Source organism: Mycolicibacter sinensis, from assembly GCF_001667945.1.
GTDB classification, from domain to species: Bacteria; Actinomycetota; Actinomycetes; order Mycobacteriales; family Mycobacteriaceae; genus Mycobacterium; species Mycobacterium sinense_B.
In genome coordinates this window covers 25,174-41,184 of record NZ_LZJK01000020.1, presented here as the reverse complement: position 1 = coordinate 41,184, position 16,011 = coordinate 25,174, and the positions used below count along the sequence as shown (strand labels likewise).

Sequence of the window (16,011 nt, the reverse complement as noted above, 5' to 3'; positions counted from 1 at the left end):
CAGCCCAATGAGTACATCACCGCGTCCCCTCGACCGTGCTTCCCCGGTTTACATCGCCGGGCACCGTGGGCTGGCGGGCTCCGCCCTGTTGCGCAGGTTCCAAAAAGCGGGATTCACCAACATTGTCCTGCGATCGCACGACGAACTCGACCTGACGAATCGGGCCGCGACATTTGACTTCATCGTCGGGTCAAAGCCTCAACTCGTCATCGCCGCCGCGGCCAAAGTCGGTGGCATCATGGCGAACAACACCTATCCCGCCGACTTCCTATCGGAGAACCTGCAGATCCAGCTCAACCTGCTCGACGCAGCAGTCGCCGCGCGGGTGCCGCGCCTGCTGTTTCTCGGCTCCTCCTGCATCTACCCGAAACACACCCGGCAGCCCATCACCGAGAGCGCGCTGCTCACCGGGCCCCTGGAGCCGACCAACGACGCCTACGCAATCGCCAAGATCGCCGGAATCCTTCAAGTGCAGGCCGTCAGACGTCAATACGGCCTGTCGTGGATCTCGGCGATGCCGACCAACCTCTATGGCCCCGGCGACAACTTCTCCCGCGTCGGCTCACATCTGGTGCCGGCCCTCATTCGCCGGTATGAAGAAGCCCGAGCCAGTGGTGCTCCGGAGGTGACGAACTGGGGCAGCGGAAACCCACGGCGGGAGCTGCTGCATGCCGACGACCTGGCGAGTGCGTGCCTGTACCTGCTGGAACACTTCGACGGCCCCAACCACGTCAATGTGGGCACCGGCGTCGACCACACCATCGCAGAGATCGCCGCCGTCGTCGCCGACGCGGTGGGCTATGGCGGTCAAACCCGGTGGGACACCAGCAAGCCGGACGGGATGCAGTGCAAACGGTTGGACGTCTCTGTGCTGACCGACGCCGGGTGGCGACCGGAAATCCGGCTGCGTGAGGGGATCCAGGCAACCGTGGCGTGGTACCGCGAAAACGCCGACATGGCGAGGAGATGACCATGCGCATCTGTATTGCCAGTATCAATTACGAGCCGGAGGAGTCCGGTATCGCCCCGTACACGACCGGTATGGCTGTCGGCCTGGCGGCGCGTGGGCATGACGTCGAGGTTCTCACCGGACTGCCGCATTATCCCCAGTGGCGCGTCAACCCGGCGTACCGCGGCTTGTCCGGAACCGTGAAAGCAATGGACGGCGTTGTCGTGCGGCGTTTCGCGCACTACGTTCCCGCCGAATCGACACTGCGCAACCGGCTGAAGTTGGAAGCCACCTTCGGTGTGCGGGCGGTGTCGGCGGGCTGGAACAAACCGGAACTCGTTCTCACCGTGAGTCCGTCACTGATCGCGAGCGCGATGGTCATCGCCCGGTCGAGAACGGCCAACATCCCGGTGGGACTTATCGTCCAAGACCTCTACGGAATGGGCGTGGTCGAGACCGGTGCCATGCCCGCCCGGATGGCTGCGCTGGCGGTGCGGTTTGAAGCTGCTGTCCTCAACCACGCAACGGGCGCGGCCGTCGTCCACGACCGTTTCGCGGACGCGGCGATCAGGATGGGTGTGCGACCGAGGCGTATCGCCGTCATACGGAACTGGGTGCACATCGGATCAGCACAGGCGGTGAACCCGGCGGAGGTGCGCCGGAGGCACGGTTGGCAGCCGCGGGAACGCATCGTTTTGCACAGCGGGAACATGGGTTTGAAGCAAGGCCTGGAAAACGTGGTCGCGGCGGCCCGATTGGCCGACGAACGCGGGGTTGACATCCGGTTCGTGCTGTTGGGCGACGGCAACCAGCGCAAGCTTCTGCAACAGTCGGCCAAAGATGTGCAGCGGCTTGAATTCAAGGACCCGTTACCGGCTGATGAATATCGTCAGCTGTTGTCGTGCGCCGATGTTCTCTTGGTCAACGAACGTCCGGGCGTGGGTCAGATGGCTGTACCGAGCAAGTTGACGTCCTACTTCTCCGCGGGCCGGCCGGTCCTGGCGGCAACCGACGCCAACGGTGTGACCGCTGCCGAGGTCCGGGACTCGGGGGCGGGCGTCGTGATCTCGGCCGGCGATCCGGCGGTGCTGCTCGATACCGCTGTTCGTTTGGCTGACAGCGTGGAAGTCGGGGTAGGGCTTGGTCTCTGCGGCCAGCGCTACGCTCAGCGTCTGCTGGGTCGGGAACGAGCGCTGGACGCTTACGAAGCTTGGTGCCACCGGTTGACCGAAGGTCCGCGCGCGGCGGCGCCGGCTCGCCGCAGCGACGCCCCCCTTCCCATGACGCGACCCGTGCGCCGGCAGACGGTATTACCGGCGTGGGGGGTTGAGCGCAATCCGGTGACGCGTCGCTTCGAACAGCCGTCGGGAAGCCCAAGTCGGCATTGACGCAAAGGCATTCACGCTGAAGCCCCTTTCAGCAGCGAGAGGAATCGAAATGATTGACGTGGCCATCGTGGGCATCGGTTGTCGGTTGCCGGGCAAAGTGAGTGGTCCCAACCAGCTCTGGGAATTCCTGCTCGCCCGTGGCGACGGGATCATCGAGGTACCCGCGGATCGGTGGCGGCTGGACCGCTACTACGACCCCGAGCCGGACATGCCCGGCCGGATGTACGTTCGCAGCGGCGGGTTTCTGCAGGAATCGTTGTGGGACTTCGATCCCGAATTCTTCGGGATCTCGCCGCGCGAGGCCGCGATCATGGACCCGCAGCAGCGGCTGCTCCTCGAGGTCAGCCAGGAAGCGATGGACGATGCCGGGGTGTCCGGCCGAGTGGCCGGCCGGCCCGTCGGCGTTTACGTCGGCGGCTTCACCGCCGACAACATGACACTCCGCCGCCAGTCGATCAGCCGGACGGCGATCAATTCCCACACCGCCACCGCAGGCTCGTTCACCATGCTGTCCAACCGGATCTCCTACGTGTATGACCTGCGCGGGCCGAGCATGACGATCGACACCGCCTGCTCGTCTTCGTTGGTCGCCTTGCATGAAGCCACCCAGGCGATCGCTCGCGGCGAGATCGAGTTGGCTCTGGTCGGAGGGGTCAACGCGATGCTGACCCCGGAGACATTCGTCGAGATGTGCAAGGGCCGGTTCCTCTCCGCTGACGGCCACTGCAAAACCTTTGATGCCGCGGCCGACGGCTACGCGCGGGGCGAAGGAGCCGCGATCATCGTGCTCAAGCCGCTTGCGGACGCGACCCGCGATCACGACCGGGTCTACGCCGTTGTCCGGGCCACCGGTGTCAATCAGGACGGACGCACGTCGGGCATCACGGTGCCCAACCCGACCGCGCAGGCTGAGCTCATCCGGCGGGTGACCGCCGCGGCAGGTCTGCGCCCCGAGCAAATCGGCTACGTCGAGGCGCACGGTACCGGCACCGCCGTCGGCGATCCGCTGGAGATGGCTGCTCTTGGCGAGACCCTGGGGCGCGTCGAGGGCCGCACCACCGACCTGGTCGTCGGATCGATCAAGAACTCGATCGGCCATCTTGAAGCCGCGGCCGGAGTCGCCGGCGTGATCAAGGCCGCACTCATCCTGCACCACCGCCAGCTGGCGCCTCAGGCCAGCCTGAACCGGCTGAATCCGGCCATACCGTTCGCCGAGCACCGGCTGCGGGTGATCACCGAGGCCGAACCCTTCCCGGCCGACTACGCGATAGCGGCGGCGTCGGTGAACGGCTTCGGCTACGGCGGCACGAACGCGCACGCGGTGTTGGTGGAGGCAGCCAACCGAACCCAGGCGATCGTCCGGACGCCGCCGGCCCGGGTATTGCCGGTGTCGGGGCGTAACGCCGACAGTGCCCGTCGGCTGGCCGAGGAATTGCTGCCGCTGGTCGCCGATCCCACCGTGGACCCGGTTACCTTGGCGGACACCATGTGGTCGCGTCGATCGCACCACCATTACCGGTTCGCCGTACCGTTCGGCGATCGTGACGACCTGCTTGCCCAGCTGGCGTCGGTGGTCGACGGCTCGGCGACCGGTGGCCGCACCGTCACCGAGGGCACCGCCCCGGTCTTCGTGTTCAGCGGGATGGGCCCGCAGTGGTGGCGGATGGGCCGCGACTTACTCGCCGCCGGTGGACCTTTCGCTTGCGCCGCAGCCGAGATCGACGAGTTGTTCACCGACCTGTCCGGCTGGTCGCTGATCGACGAACTGCGCCGGGATGAGGCCGATTCCCGGGTGACCAGCACCGCTGTCGCGCAATCGGCGAACTTTCTCGTACAGATCGGCCTGGCCGCGGAACTCGCGCACTACGGGGTCCACCCGCAGGCCGTCGTCGGGCACAGTGTCGGCGAGGTCAGCGCGGCCTACGTCAGCGGCATGCTCAGCCTGGACGACGCGGTCAAGGTCAGCTACTACCGCTCCTGCCTGGCCACGCAGGCCGCCGGTTTGGGAGGGATGCTCGCCGTCGGGCTCAGCGAAGCGGAGGTGCTGGAGTGGATCACCGACCGCGCCGAGGTGTGCATCGCCGCCGTGAACAGCCCGTCGGGGGTGACGCTGGCCGGAACCCAGTCGGCGATCGGGGAATTGGGGGAGAAGCTGACCGATCTGGGTGTGTTCGCCCGGCAGCTCCGGGTCGACGTGCCCTACCACTCGCACCTGCTGGATCCGCTGCTGCCGCAGCTGAGTCGGGACCTGGCGGGCCTGGCACCGAAGACGCCGAGTATCGCGTTGTATTCGACGGTGACGTCCACCCAGGTAACGGGACCGGACTGGGGGACCGAGTACTGGCGGGAGAATGTTCGCCGGCCGGTGCGATTCGCCGACACGATCGCTGCGATGAGCGACTCCGGCGCGCGGGTGTTTGTGGAGGTCGGCCCGCATCCGGTGCTGTCGGGCAACATCCGGGAGATCCTGCTTCACGAGGGTGTCACCGGAACCTCGATCGGGACGCTCAGCCGCGACACCGAGGACGCGGTCAGCATCCGCACCACCCTGGCCGAGCTCTACGTTGCGGGCGCCCTGAGCACCGAGCGTGCTCCCGGGGCCTGCGATGGCCTCCCCGCGCATCGTCCGCTGCCGGCGCACCGGTTCCAGCGGCAGCGTTTGTGGTCGATGGAACAGCCGGTCGTCGACGGCTACCTGGGCACCGGTGGCGCCCGGGTGCTGCCCGGTGATCTCACCGACGCCGGTCAGCCCGAATGGCGGACCGAGTTGGCAAGCGCTCGGTTGCCCTGGCTGCGTGACCATGTCGTCGCCGGCATGGTGGTGTTGCCGGGAGCGGCCTACCTCGATGCCGCGCTGGCCGCGGCGGCCCACACCACGGGCCGGGCTGCACCGGCGTTGGATGGCGTCCGGTTCATCGCGCCGCTGGTGGTGGAAGACACCGAGATCCCGACCATGCGGCTGACGGTGGAGTCATCCAGCGGCCGGTTTGCGGTCAGCTCGCGAAGCGGTTCGGCCACCAGCTGGACCCGTAATGCCAGTGGACGCATCATCGACGCCCTGCTGCGGCCGACCCTTGCGGTGACCGAGGCCGCCGGCGCGGCCGCCGTCACCGCCGACGAGGTCTATGCGCAGCTGGCCGACCGCGGCCTGAGCTACGGGCAGTCGTTCCGGCGAATCGTGGAAGTCTGGGCGAACGGCACGCAGGTGGTGGCGCGTATCGACGCGGACGGGGCCGGTGTCGCGACCTCCAACCACCAGGCTCATCCGGTCGTGCTCGACGCCGCCCTGCAGTCCGTCGCCCTTTTGGCCGATGCCGGTGCGGCCGCCGCCGGCGGGGCGGTGGTGCCCGCCGCGATCCAGCATGTTCGCCAGTTCGCCGCTATCCCCGACCAGGTCATCGTCGGCGTCACCCGCGTTGCGCCACAGCCGGGCGAGGCGGACCTGGTCGCCGATGTTGTGCTCACCGATCCCGAAGGCCACGTGGTGCTCGAGCTGCACCGAGCCCAGTTCCGGCCGATCAGTCCGCGTCCACCGGTGCTCAGCGAACTCGAACGGCATTGGGTTGAGCCGGTTTTCGAGCCGCGCAAGGGCCGCGACTGCAGCGGCCAGGACCAGACCGCGGCCGCCGAGCGGGTGCTGGTGGTCGCGGCGGGCCAGGAGTCGGCCCGGTGGGCCCTGGACTACGCGACCGCACGCGGCGCCCAGCAAGTACTCGTCATCCGCGGCGGCGACCCGGAACGCATCTGCACTGATACCGAAGCCGAACTGCGCCGAGTGCTGGCTGACGACCGCGACGACACCCGCCCAATGGTGGTCACCGTGATCGCGGCGACGGCAACCGGCGACGGCGAACCGTCGCCCAACACGATGCTGCGGGTTGGCGAGTTGCCGGCGATGCTCGCCGGCGCAGCCCGTGCGATGCAGAACGTGTACGACGAGGCGATGCGCGAGGACCGGGAGCTGCCGTTACACGGGTTGGTGATCACACGGGGGGCGTTGCCGGTGCCGGGTGACCAGCAGCCGCTGGATGTGGCGGCCGCGGCGCTCGTCGGTGCGCGCCGGGTACTGCGCAACGAGCAGGCGCTGCTGAATTGGCGACTGATCGACGTCGACCACGACAGTCAGCTCACCACCGTGGTTTTGGAGTCGTTGGTCAGCGGTGCCCACGCACACGATGACGCGGACGAGGTCGCGCTGCGCCATGACCGACGGATGGTGATCGTCAACCAGGCCAGCCTTCCCCGTCGGCTGCAAGCGCTCGAAGAAGCCCGACTGCTGCATGACGCGGAGGCCAACTTCGAGATCGACGTGCCGCAATCCGCGCAACTCGCCGACCTGGCGCTGCGGGCGATCCCGCGGCGGGCCCCCGGGCCAGGTGAGATCGAACTGCGCATCGACGGCATCGGGCTCAACTTCAAGGATCCGATGAAGGTGCTCGGTGTGCTCGGCGCGAACGAGCTGGCCGGCACCCACTTCGGGCTGGGCGTGGGGATGGAGGGTATCGGGGTCGTCACCCGGGTCGGTGCCGGCGTCGATGACGTCACCGCCGGCACGTCGCTGTTGGTCTCCATCCCGGGGATGGCGAGCCGCTACGTCACCACGTCGGTGGACGCCGGGTCGATGGAACCCGCCGACGGCTTGCCCATCGCCGCCTGCGGGTCGGTGGTGGTACTGATGACGGCCCATTACGCGCTCCGGCACGCCGCCCACCTTGGACCCGACGACTGGGTATTGGTGTCTGCCGGCGCGGGCGGTGTCGGGATGGCCGCGGTGCAGATCGCTGCCAAGGCGGGTGCTCGGGTGATCGCGACCGCGTCCACCCCGGAACGAGCCGAACTGCTTCGAACGCTCGGAGCCAAATACGTCGTCGACTCCCGCGCGCTCTCGGCGATCGATGAGGTGCGCGCAATCACCGGCGGACACGGCGCCGACATCGTGGTGAACTGCGCCCCGGGTGAGGCGGTGGTGGCCAACTTGGAGGTGGCCGCCGAGTTCGGCCGGGTGGTCGAGATCGGCAAGACCGAGATCTTCGCGGGCCGGCTTGTCGACCTGGCGGTCTTCAACAAGAACCTCTCGGTGACCTCCATCGATCTGGATCGGATGATGGCGCACCGCAGGGATCTGCTGCGCCAGGTACACCGGGAAGTGCTCGGCCTGCTGCGCCTCGGGGAATACGAGCTCCTGCCCACCCGGATCATGCCGGTCTCACAGGTGGCCGATGCCTTCGACCAGGTTGCCCGGTCTACCCACCTCGGCCGGATCGTGCTGGACTTTGCCGAGCCGGCACCGCCGATCAAGCCGGCGCGGCCGGCCGCCGGCATCCGGCCCGACGCGACCTATCTGGTTACCGGGGGTCTCGGGGCGCTGGGGCTGGCCACCGCCAGGTGGCTGGCTGCCAAAGGCGCCGGCCGGATCGTGTTGGCCGGCCGCCGCGGGGTGTCCAGCGCCGACCAGCAGGCTGCGGCGGCCGCCCTGCGCGCCACCGGTTGCGACGTACGGGTGGAACGGGTCGACGTGGCAGACATGGCCAGCGTTGTCGCCCTGCTCGAACGGCTGTCCGATGGCCCGCCGCTGCGGGGCGTGTACCACGCCGCCGGCGTCCTGGCTGATGAACCGGTCGGCGAGTTCAGCCCGCACGGCCTGAACTCGGTGCTGTGTCCGAAGGCGCGAGGGGCGTTGATTCTCAGCGAGGCCCTGGCCGAAACCGAACTCGACCACTTCGTCCTGTACAGCTCGGTGAGCAGCCAGGTCGGTCTGGTGCCGCAGCTGAGCTACGCCGCGGCCAGTGCCGTGCTGGACACTTTGGCCCACTACCTGGTCCGCGCGGGGCGGGCCGCGCTATCGGTGAACTGGGGAGCGCTCGCCGGCGGGATGGCCACCTCCACCGAGGAGATCTCGACCTCCCTGGCGCTGAACGGTCTGCGCCTGCTCCCGCTGGACGCCGCCAACGAGTACCTGGACGTGGCGATCGGATTGAAACCGACCCAGGTGAGCATCGTCGACATCGACTGGGCGGTGTGGGGGGCGATGCACCCGGCATCGGCAAGCACCCCGAGGTTTGCCGGCCAGGTGAACGCCGCCAAAGGTTCCACGGCGGCAACCGATTCGGTGCGCGCCCAGCTTGCCGCAATGCCCGACGACCAGCGAGTCGAGACGCTCACCGACCTACTGGCCGAACAGGTGGGCAAGGTGCTCGCGATCCCGGCCGACTCGATCGACCGGCACACGCCGTTACCCGACCTCGGACTGGACTCGCTGTCGGCTGTGGAGTTGCGCGCCCGGATCAATGTCACATTGGACCTGGGCATCTCGACACTGGAACTGAGCCGCGGTGGAGGGATCTTCTCGCTGGCCTCCCGGCTCGGTGACCAGCTGATCGCCGGCCGCTGAGTGCCGGCAAGCCCGGTGGCTATGCCAGACGAAACTCTTCGTCGTCGAAAGCGACCACCGGCGTGTAGTTGTAAGCGCGATGCCAGAACTCCAAGTCTTTGATCTCTCGCAGGAAACGCGCGGGGGCGCCACCGTAAAGCGCGGAGACCGCCATGCTGTCGCGGTCTTTTGCCCTCGAGAGCACCGAACCCGCCGCGAGGATCGATCGCTCGGGCAGATATGAGTCCTTGAGCAGGATGCAACCCGTCCCGGTCATCGCGTTGCGCCCCAAGATGATCCGGCCCGGCTTCGATGTGTTCTCGACAAGATCGGCCTCGTGACTCTGGATGGTGCTCTTGATCCCGCCCACGACGGCATATGGCCGAAGGATGACTTGCCCGGAGCAATCGATGTAGTGCCGGTTCGTGATGTATCCGAATTCGCCGACGATGAGCTTACCCACGAGTGCGCTGTATCGCTGATAGTCGGGGGCCGCGGTGAATTGGTTGAATCTGCCGATCACGCTCTGCGGACCCAGCTCGACGCCGGAGAGCTGTTTGAAAATGTTGAAGCTCATGATCGCTGCGCCATCGGCGATCGTGAAGCGGCCACAATTGAGCACCACGGTGGGCCCGAGAACCACATCGTGGCCGATAGTGTTGCCCAAAGCCCTCAACGCCCACATTTTGAAACCACTGCTCGGCAAGAGCCAGGCCAGTAGCGAAAGCCACTTGTTAGGTCGATGATCTGACACGGCCCCTCCGATCCCCGCCGGTCGATGCGATGACCGTAGCACTGTGCGTGTGGCAGGAGAAGTTGTCTGCACTATTTCGTCCGCGCTGAGCCTGGGCCGCGGCGCGAGCTTTCTATCGGATCGGTCAAAAATTCGCAATGACTCGCTCGCTTACATTACTCCGCGCGAAGTTGAAGTTTTGCGTCGTCGAACGGGGCGACCGCAGTATTGGTCTCGGCACGATCCCACCAGTCGATTTCGTTGAGCTCGCGAATGAAACGCGCGGGCGCACCGCCGTAGAGGCTGGAGGCCGGCATGTCGTGGCCCTCCTTCGCCTTGGTAAGCACCGACCCTGCCGCCAGCACCGACCGCTCCGGCAGGCACGAGTCCTTGAGCAGGATGCAACCGGTCGCGGTTACCGCATTCCGGTGCAGGACGATCCGCCCGGGGTTGGTCGTGTTGTCGGCGAGATCGACCTCGTGGCTTTGAATTATGCTCTTGATTCCGCCAATGCCTGAGAATGGCTCGAGAATGACCTGACCCGAGCAGTCGACATAATGACGGTTCGTAATCAGGCACGACCCACCGAGGGAGAGCTTGCCCACCCATGGGCTGTACCGCTGATAGTCGGGGGCCGCGGTGAATTGATTGAATCGACCGATGGAACTCTGCGGGCCCAGCTCGACACTTGAGAGCTGCTTGAAGATGTTGAAGTTCATGATCGCCGCGCCGTCCGCAATCGAGAAGCGCCCGCAATTGAGGACGAGGTTGGGCCCGAGGACGACATTATGTCCGATGTGGTTGCCCAAAGCCCTCAAAGCCCACAGTTTGAAGCCGCTGTTCGGTAACAGCCAGGTAAGCAACGAGAGTAATTTGTTGGGCCGACGATCTCGCACGGCCTCCTCCAATTTTCGGGCTTCTTCAATCTGACCAGAATATCATTGTGGCTACACGCGGCGGTAGCGATAGCGGGCAGAATTCTTTGCGCTTAACTGAGGCTCCCTTCATCCGTTGGGGCGGCTCGGCTATGCCCCGAACAAGTGGAAGACGTCAAATGCGGCTCCCGTCAGGTCGATCAGGCCCTGGCCGGGTATCAACGGCCCATCGAGCACGGCGTCCGGTCCGATGACGTCACCCAGCCCCATCGCATTCGCCGCGTCGTTCCATGCCGTGAGCAGCGCGTGGTCGATCGAATTGATCAGGGTGTAGCCGGTGATGTTCTGCAATGTGTCGATGACGCCGTTGATTGTGTCGATCTCGCTTGGTGACAGCGGGCCACCGGCGGCCACCTCGGCGTCCACCCAGGGGCCGACGATGCTCTGGATGAAAGCGTTGTCCAGCCCGGCCAGCATCTGCAGCGGATCCATCTTCTCGAAGAACCCGGCGATGCCGAAGCCGGCGACGTCGGTCCCGGCGGGCAGCATGCCGTCGGAGCCATAGAGCTCGCCGAGCGGTGTTTCGGCCCAAGGTCCCCCGGCCACCCCGAAGTCCTGCTGGAAGGGGCTGCCGCCCGAGATACCGGGCCCGGCCGGGATGGGGTAGAGCCCGTCGACCGCCGGATCGCCGGCGTTGCCGTAGCCCCAGTCGATGAACAACCTGGCCCACGGCGACAAGAAATCGCCGAGGGCCTGCCCGGCGGGCCCCTCGGCATACACCAGCTGCAGGATCGGCAGGTTCTGGGGAATTATGTAGAAGTTCGTGTCGCCGATCGTGCCGATATCAATGGCCGCTGCAACCTGCTCCGGCGTATAGCTCGGGTAGAAGCTGTGCACGGTTTGAATGCCGATCATGGCGTTGATGCCGCCCAGGAAGTTCAGCTGGTCCTGCGGGAAATTGGCGTAACCGTCGTACTCGCCGGTGTAGATAACTGTCGGGATGGTATCGGTGGGGGTCGGCGGAATGCTGAGCGGGATACCCGCGAACGGAAGGATTTGCGGCGCAGGGTTTGAGCCGAAAGCGTGGCTGCTGTCAGGGAATTGGAAGCGGTCCAGGACGCCGCCAACCGGACTATTGGGGTCGCCGAGCAGCACAACGTGCAGGTTGTTCAGCTCGCCGGTGGTCAGGCCGGCCCCCGCGGGATTGCTGATGAGGCTGTTCATGACCTGGGTGGCGAGGACAGCGCTCTGCGAATAGCCCAACACCGCCACGTTCTCGCCGGCCTGCAGGTGCGGCACGAGTGCGTTGGTCAATTGGGTCTGGCCCTGGGTCAGCGAGTCGACCAAATTCAGCTGCGGGTTCGGCGGGGGCAAACAGGCGGTCGGACAAGCTTGTTCCGGGGTGCTGAGGCCTTGGAAGCTGTACGTATCGAAGACCGGTTGACCGGAAAACAACGGCGAGGTGGGCTGCAGGTAAAGACTCGCCACATCACCCTGATAGACCGGGTCCGGCTCCGGGTTGCCGGTGCCGCCCATGATGAAGCCGGCACCGGCCACCAGTTCGACGTCGGCGATGAGCCGTTGCGCCCCGACCATGAACGCCGACGTCGGCATCGACGTCAGCCCGAGCGCGACAGTGCACGCCGCCGCCACCGGAGCGGTAACCGGCGAATGCTGTCGCAGAGCCGTCATCAGACCTCCCCCGACCTGTGGCTCGGATTGATACTGTGCGTTGATTCTTTCGCGGTAATCAGATTTGCTGAATTGTTCCCTTAGAAAGGTCCGCGTTGAGCAGCGCGCGGCGACCCAGTTGTTGACCGTGATATCCCAATCGTCACAATCGCCACAATGGTTCCCTTGCGCTACTCTGTGCGCAGTTTTCGCGGTCAAAACGGGACCGCAGCGCTATTGGCCTCCGCGATTCCGCTACCCGAATTCGTTGAGCGCTCGAAGGAGCCTTGACCGGCACCGAACCATCGCGTCCGATGCAGCTTTGTGCGCGTTGCGGTGGTGGTAGCGTCGCAGGAATTCATCGCCAAAACTGCGGTGACCTCGGCGGGCCGCGTCGATGGGCTCGGCGTTGGCCGGCGGCAGCCGGGGCGATCGGGAAAGGCGGCGCTGTATGAGGCGCTCGGCGAAGCTGATTGCCATCCTGCGGGTGCGGACTTATCGCGCGGCGTTGTTGCGGCATGGGGTTGCGGCGGCCGTTGAACACGCCGCGGCGCTGGGTGGGCTCAAGCTGCGTACCGTGATCGATGTCGGCGCCAATCGCGGCCAGTTTTCGCTCTTTGCCCTGCACGCCTTTCCGGCCGCGACAATCGTCGCGCTGGAGCCGCTTGCGGTGCCGGCAGCTCGCTTTCGCCGGGTCTTTGCCGGGGAGCGCCGGGTCACGCTTCATCACGCCGCGCTGGCTCCGGAGAGCGGACGGTCCACCATGCACGTGTCGGGCCACGATGATTCGTCTTCTCTGCTGCCGATCACCGCCACACAGGGGCGGATTTTCCGGGGCACCAACGAAGTACGCACCGAGACGGTCCGGACCGGTCCGCTGCATGAGTTCCTTGACGGCAACTCCATCGTGGCGCCGGCATTGCTGAAGCTCGACGTCCAGGGCTACGAGCTGGAGGCGTTGCGCGCGTGCGGAGAGCTGCTGGAGAAGTTCGCCTACATCTGCGCCGAGGGCTCGTTCATGGAGCTCTACGCAGGGCAGGTGCTGGCCGATGACCTGGTGAGCTGGTTGGGTGCGCGCGGTTACGCGCTCGTCCGCAGCTACGGAGCCGTCAGCGATGAGCGTGGCCGAACCATCCAGACCGACATGTTGTTCAAGAGGAGTCCAGACCGGCAGCACGGTGCGCCGCAATGATGTCCAGCCCGTAAGCGTAGTTATTTGCGGCTGCGCAGGATGCTCATCAAACGAGGGATCGTGCTAGTGGCTGGGTCCTAGACTGGCGCGATGGCGACGACCGAAGAATTGCTGGAGCGCTTTTATCCGGAATGCAATGTCGGCGGCTTCAGCCATGTCGACGGCACGGTCGTATTCTTCACCCAGATTGCTGCGTTGCTCCGGCCAACCGATCGGGTACTTGACTTCGGCGCTGGGCGCGGCGAGCCGATCGTGGATGACACGGTGCCATATCGGCGTTACCTGAGCAATCTGAAGGGGCGATGCGCCCAGCTATACGGGTGCGATGTCGATGACGTCGTCCTCGACAACCCCTATCTGGACCACGCCGAGGTGATACGCCCCGAGGGGGCGTTGCCGTACCCCGATAACCAGTTCGACCTCATCGTGGCTCGACACGTCTTCGAGCATGTCGACGACCCGGATCATGTTGCGCACGAGTTGTTGCGAATCGTCAAGCCGGGGGGTTGGATCACAGCTGTCACACCGAACAAGCTGGGCTACATCGCACTGGGAGCACGCCTGGTACCCAACCGGTTACACGTACGTGCGCTGAAAAGGGTGCAGCCGGAGCGCAAGTCGCAAGATGTCTTCCCCACGCGCTATCGCCTGAACACGCGGCGGGCCCTTCGGAGAGCATTCGGCGGCGGCGCGGAGGTCTTCACCGCAGGCTGGGCCTCTGAGCCGTGCTACCACTTCGGTAGCCCCTCCCTGTATCGGTCGTTCAAGTGGGCGCATAAATTTTTGCCGGCGGTGCTGCAACCAACACTTTTCATTTACATCAGAAAACGCTAGTCGTGAATTTTCTCAGCCGGCCTGGGTGCTCACCGAGGCCGAATGCTGTCTGCCCAGATTTCGGTGAATCCGACCCGTGAATCCGTCAAGCCGTGCTCCAGGGATATTTCGAATGTGGCGAACGGTCCCGCCCAGTCGGCGATGCGGCGATCCCGGATAATCTGCTGCCGGCCGTCCGGTAGATCGATGATCGCTCGCTGGCCCCGCAGCTCGACCTGCGTCTCGTAGATGTGCTCGCCGTCCTGTTTGAGCGGCACCGGGAAATGCTGCCATTGCAGGGTCTGTAGCCCGTCGGGCGCCGCGCGATCGGGCGGCCAGATACCGAAGGTCCACACCTCCGGCGTGATGACCAGATGCACCGGAAACCCCGGGCGCAGCCGGTGCTGAGAGACCAACAATGCCAGTGCGCCCGAAGTCCCGCCCCGTGGGGTGAAAGCCCAGCGAGCACCGATGACGGTGATCGGCGCTCCCAAGCTCGCCGACGTGTAGTAGCCGGCCGCGCGACCATCGACCGTGGACTCGTTCGTCAGCTTGCCGTCTATGACTCGCAGTTCCGTCGGCCGGTCATCGGGTGGGTTGGTGGTCAGCAAGGCTGGGCCGGGACCGAAGTTTTCAGGTGCCGGGCCATCCGGAACACCGTGGAAGTTCAACCGCGCCGCACCGGCGACGTACCGGTCGCTCATTGGCGACCGCAGCCGCGCGTTTTGGTCAGCGGCGCGGCAGCTCGAATTGCGCGCATCAGCTGTCCTTTCTGCCGCATGGTAGCGATCACGGCAAGGAGCCACCCATAATGGGTGAATTGTTTCGGAAACTGTGGGCGCCGGTTAGCATATGTTGGGATGAGAATCGTCATCGATAATGTTTCCCCGGGGGACTCCACGTCTGCCGGCACTATCGGCGGGATGCGGACGTATCTGGAGAGTTTGCTGACGGCGATGTTGCAGGTTGCCGGTCAGCATCACTTTGTGCTCTTGACACCCGACTGGAACGCCATCTTCGACCTTCCCCCGGATCCGCGTCTTGAGATTGTGCATCTGCGTTCGGTGCCGCGACGCCGGCTCGGTCGGGTTCTCTACGAACGGACTGCCTACCCTTCCGTCATTCGCCGCACGGGTGGCGATGTCTACCTGGGTCTGTGCAACACCCTGCCGCCGGCGGTGGGCATGCCCTCGGCGGTGGTGATTCAGTCGACGCAATTCCAGTTCGTCCCGGAGTCGTACGGCTTCTTGCAGCGGAACTACCTGCGCTGGGGCGTGGCCAGGGCGGTACGCCAGGCGGATGCGGTGATCACCGTATCGGAGCATTCCCGACAGGACGTGATCCGTTGGCTTGACGCGGATCCCGGGAAGGTCCATGCGGTCCACCATGGCCTCATCTTCCCCCCGAAAGAGATGGGCTGCCCGGCGCCGAACTCCCACCGGCCTTACATCCTGTCTGTCGGGGCTTTCTATCCCTACAAGAACCCGTTGCGCCTCATCGAGGCGTTCAGCGTGTTGCGGCAGGACGGATTTCCGCACGCACTGGTGATCGTCGGCAGCGAGACCCCGGGAATGACGCGCGATGACTTGTCCCGCCACGCCCGGTCTTTCGGCGTGGGCGATGCGCTGCGGCTTCCAGGCCGAGTGCCGCGGGACGACTTGGAGAATCTTTACGCCGGGGCCGACGTCTTCGTCATGCCGTCGCTCTACGAAACGTTCGGGCATCCGGTGCTGGAAGCCATGGCGCTGGGTTGTCCTGTGGTGGCGGCCCACGCGTCCAGCCTGCCGGAGGTGGTCGGTGACGCCGCCGAGCTGGTAGATCCCACCAGCCCGGCCTCGATCGCCCGCGGGCTGGCCGACGTCCTTACCGTTCCCGGTCGCCGGGCTGAGCTGGTCCGCTTGGGCAAAGCCCGCGTGAACGCGTTCTCGTGGACGACGACTGCCCAAAAGACTCTGAAGATCCTGGAAACAGTGGCGGCTCAGCGAAATGCTGGAAGTTAACCGGCAAGGGACCGGCGAAT

The 16,011-nt window shown here is 65.6% G+C and carries 10 protein-coding genes; 6 read left to right on the top strand and 4 right to left on the bottom strand.

Going from position 1 to position 16,011, the window contains the following annotated elements; translation table 11 throughout:
* Window positions 1-7: 7 nt before the first annotated feature.
* The 3 genes from A5694_RS01490 to A5694_RS01480 are packed head-to-tail and all read left to right on the top strand — an operon-like array spanning window position 8 to window position 8,728.
* Window positions 8-970: a GDP-L-fucose synthase family protein gene (locus A5694_RS01490; protein WP_064920173.1), complete on the top strand. Its 963-nt coding sequence runs from the start codon at window positions 8-10 to the stop codon at window positions 968-970.
* A complete protein-coding gene (locus tag A5694_RS01485) occupies window positions 967-2,337 on the top strand; it encodes a glycosyltransferase family 4 protein (RefSeq protein ID WP_082952458.1) in 1,371 nt (456 codons plus the stop codon). Before A5694_RS01490 ends, A5694_RS01485 begins: the two co-directional genes overlap by 4 nt.
* Before the next feature lie 49 nt (window positions 2,338-2,386).
* Window positions 2,387-8,728 (top strand): type I polyketide synthase, encoded by a 6,342-nt coding sequence (locus A5694_RS01480; protein ID WP_064920081.1) that lies wholly within the window; start codon window positions 2,387-2,389, stop codon window positions 8,726-8,728.
* 19 nt (window positions 8,729-8,747) lie between these two features.
* Here the strand turns inward: A5694_RS01480 and A5694_RS01475 are convergent, their stop codons facing one another.
* From A5694_RS01475 to A5694_RS01465, 3 genes are all read right to left on the bottom strand, one after another.
* Complete coding sequence (locus A5694_RS01475; protein ID WP_234786557.1) at window positions 8,748-9,392, bottom strand: acyltransferase; 645 nt, start codon at window positions 9,390-9,392, stop codon at window positions 8,748-8,750.
* A 224-nt stretch (window positions 9,393-9,616) separates the two neighbouring features.
* Entirely contained in the window at window positions 9,617-10,348 is a 732-nt protein-coding gene (locus A5694_RS01470; RefSeq protein WP_234786556.1) for an acyltransferase, read from the bottom strand.
* 117 nt (window positions 10,349-10,465) lie between these two features.
* Window positions 10,466-12,205: a PE-PPE domain-containing protein gene (locus A5694_RS01465; protein WP_131809472.1), complete on the bottom strand. Its 1,740-nt coding sequence runs from the start codon at window positions 12,203-12,205 to the stop codon at window positions 10,466-10,468.
* 232 nt (window positions 12,206-12,437) lie between these two features.
* Here A5694_RS01465 and A5694_RS01460 point away from each other — a divergent pair, with 232 nt between their 5' ends.
* A complete protein-coding gene (locus tag A5694_RS01460; protein WP_064920077.1) occupies window positions 12,438-13,178 on the top strand; it encodes an FkbM family methyltransferase in 741 nt (246 codons plus the stop codon).
* A 90-nt stretch (window positions 13,179-13,268) separates the two neighbouring features.
* Window positions 13,269-14,012: a class I SAM-dependent methyltransferase gene (locus A5694_RS01455; protein WP_064920076.1), complete on the top strand. Its 744-nt coding sequence runs from the start codon at window positions 13,269-13,271 to the stop codon at window positions 14,010-14,012.
* Window positions 14,013-14,041: 29 nt separating this feature from the next.
* Here A5694_RS01455 and A5694_RS01450 read toward each other — a convergent pair whose 3' ends face one another.
* On the bottom strand, window positions 14,042-14,662 hold the full coding sequence (locus A5694_RS01450; protein ID WP_131809470.1) for a hypothetical protein: 621 nt from the start codon (window positions 14,660-14,662) through the stop codon (window positions 14,042-14,044).
* A gap of 189 nt (window positions 14,663-14,851) precedes the next feature.
* Here A5694_RS01450 and A5694_RS01445 point away from each other — a divergent pair, with 189 nt between their 5' ends.
* Window positions 14,852-15,991, top strand: a complete 1,140-nt coding sequence (locus A5694_RS01445) for a glycosyltransferase family 4 protein (RefSeq protein ID WP_082952457.1) — start codon at window positions 14,852-14,854, stop codon at window positions 15,989-15,991.
* Window positions 15,992-16,011: the final 20 nt, after the last annotated feature.

What these genes read in the sequence shown, in the direction of transcription:
- A5694_RS01490 (WP_064920173.1), top strand. Translation starts at nt 8, where the DNA reads ATGAGTACATCACCGCGTCCCCTCGACCGTGCTTCCCCGGTTTACATC.
- A5694_RS01485 (WP_082952458.1), top strand. Translation starts at nt 967, where the DNA reads ATGACCATGCGCATCTGTATTGCCAGTATCAATTACGAGCCGGAGGAG.
- A5694_RS01480 (WP_064920081.1), top strand. Translation starts at nt 2,387, where the DNA reads ATGATTGACGTGGCCATCGTGGGCATCGGTTGTCGGTTGCCGGGCAAA.
- A5694_RS01475 (WP_234786557.1), bottom strand. Translation starts at nt 9,392, where the DNA reads ATGTGGGCGTTGAGGGCTTTGGGCAACACTATCGGCCACGATGTGGTT.
- A5694_RS01460 (WP_064920077.1), top strand. Translation starts at nt 12,438, where the DNA reads ATGAGGCGCTCGGCGAAGCTGATTGCCATCCTGCGGGTGCGGACTTAT.
- A5694_RS01455 (WP_064920076.1), top strand. Translation starts at nt 13,269, where the DNA reads ATGGCGACGACCGAAGAATTGCTGGAGCGCTTTTATCCGGAATGCAAT.
- A5694_RS01445 (WP_082952457.1), top strand. Translation starts at nt 14,852, where the DNA reads ATGAGAATCGTCATCGATAATGTTTCCCCGGGGGACTCCACGTCTGCC.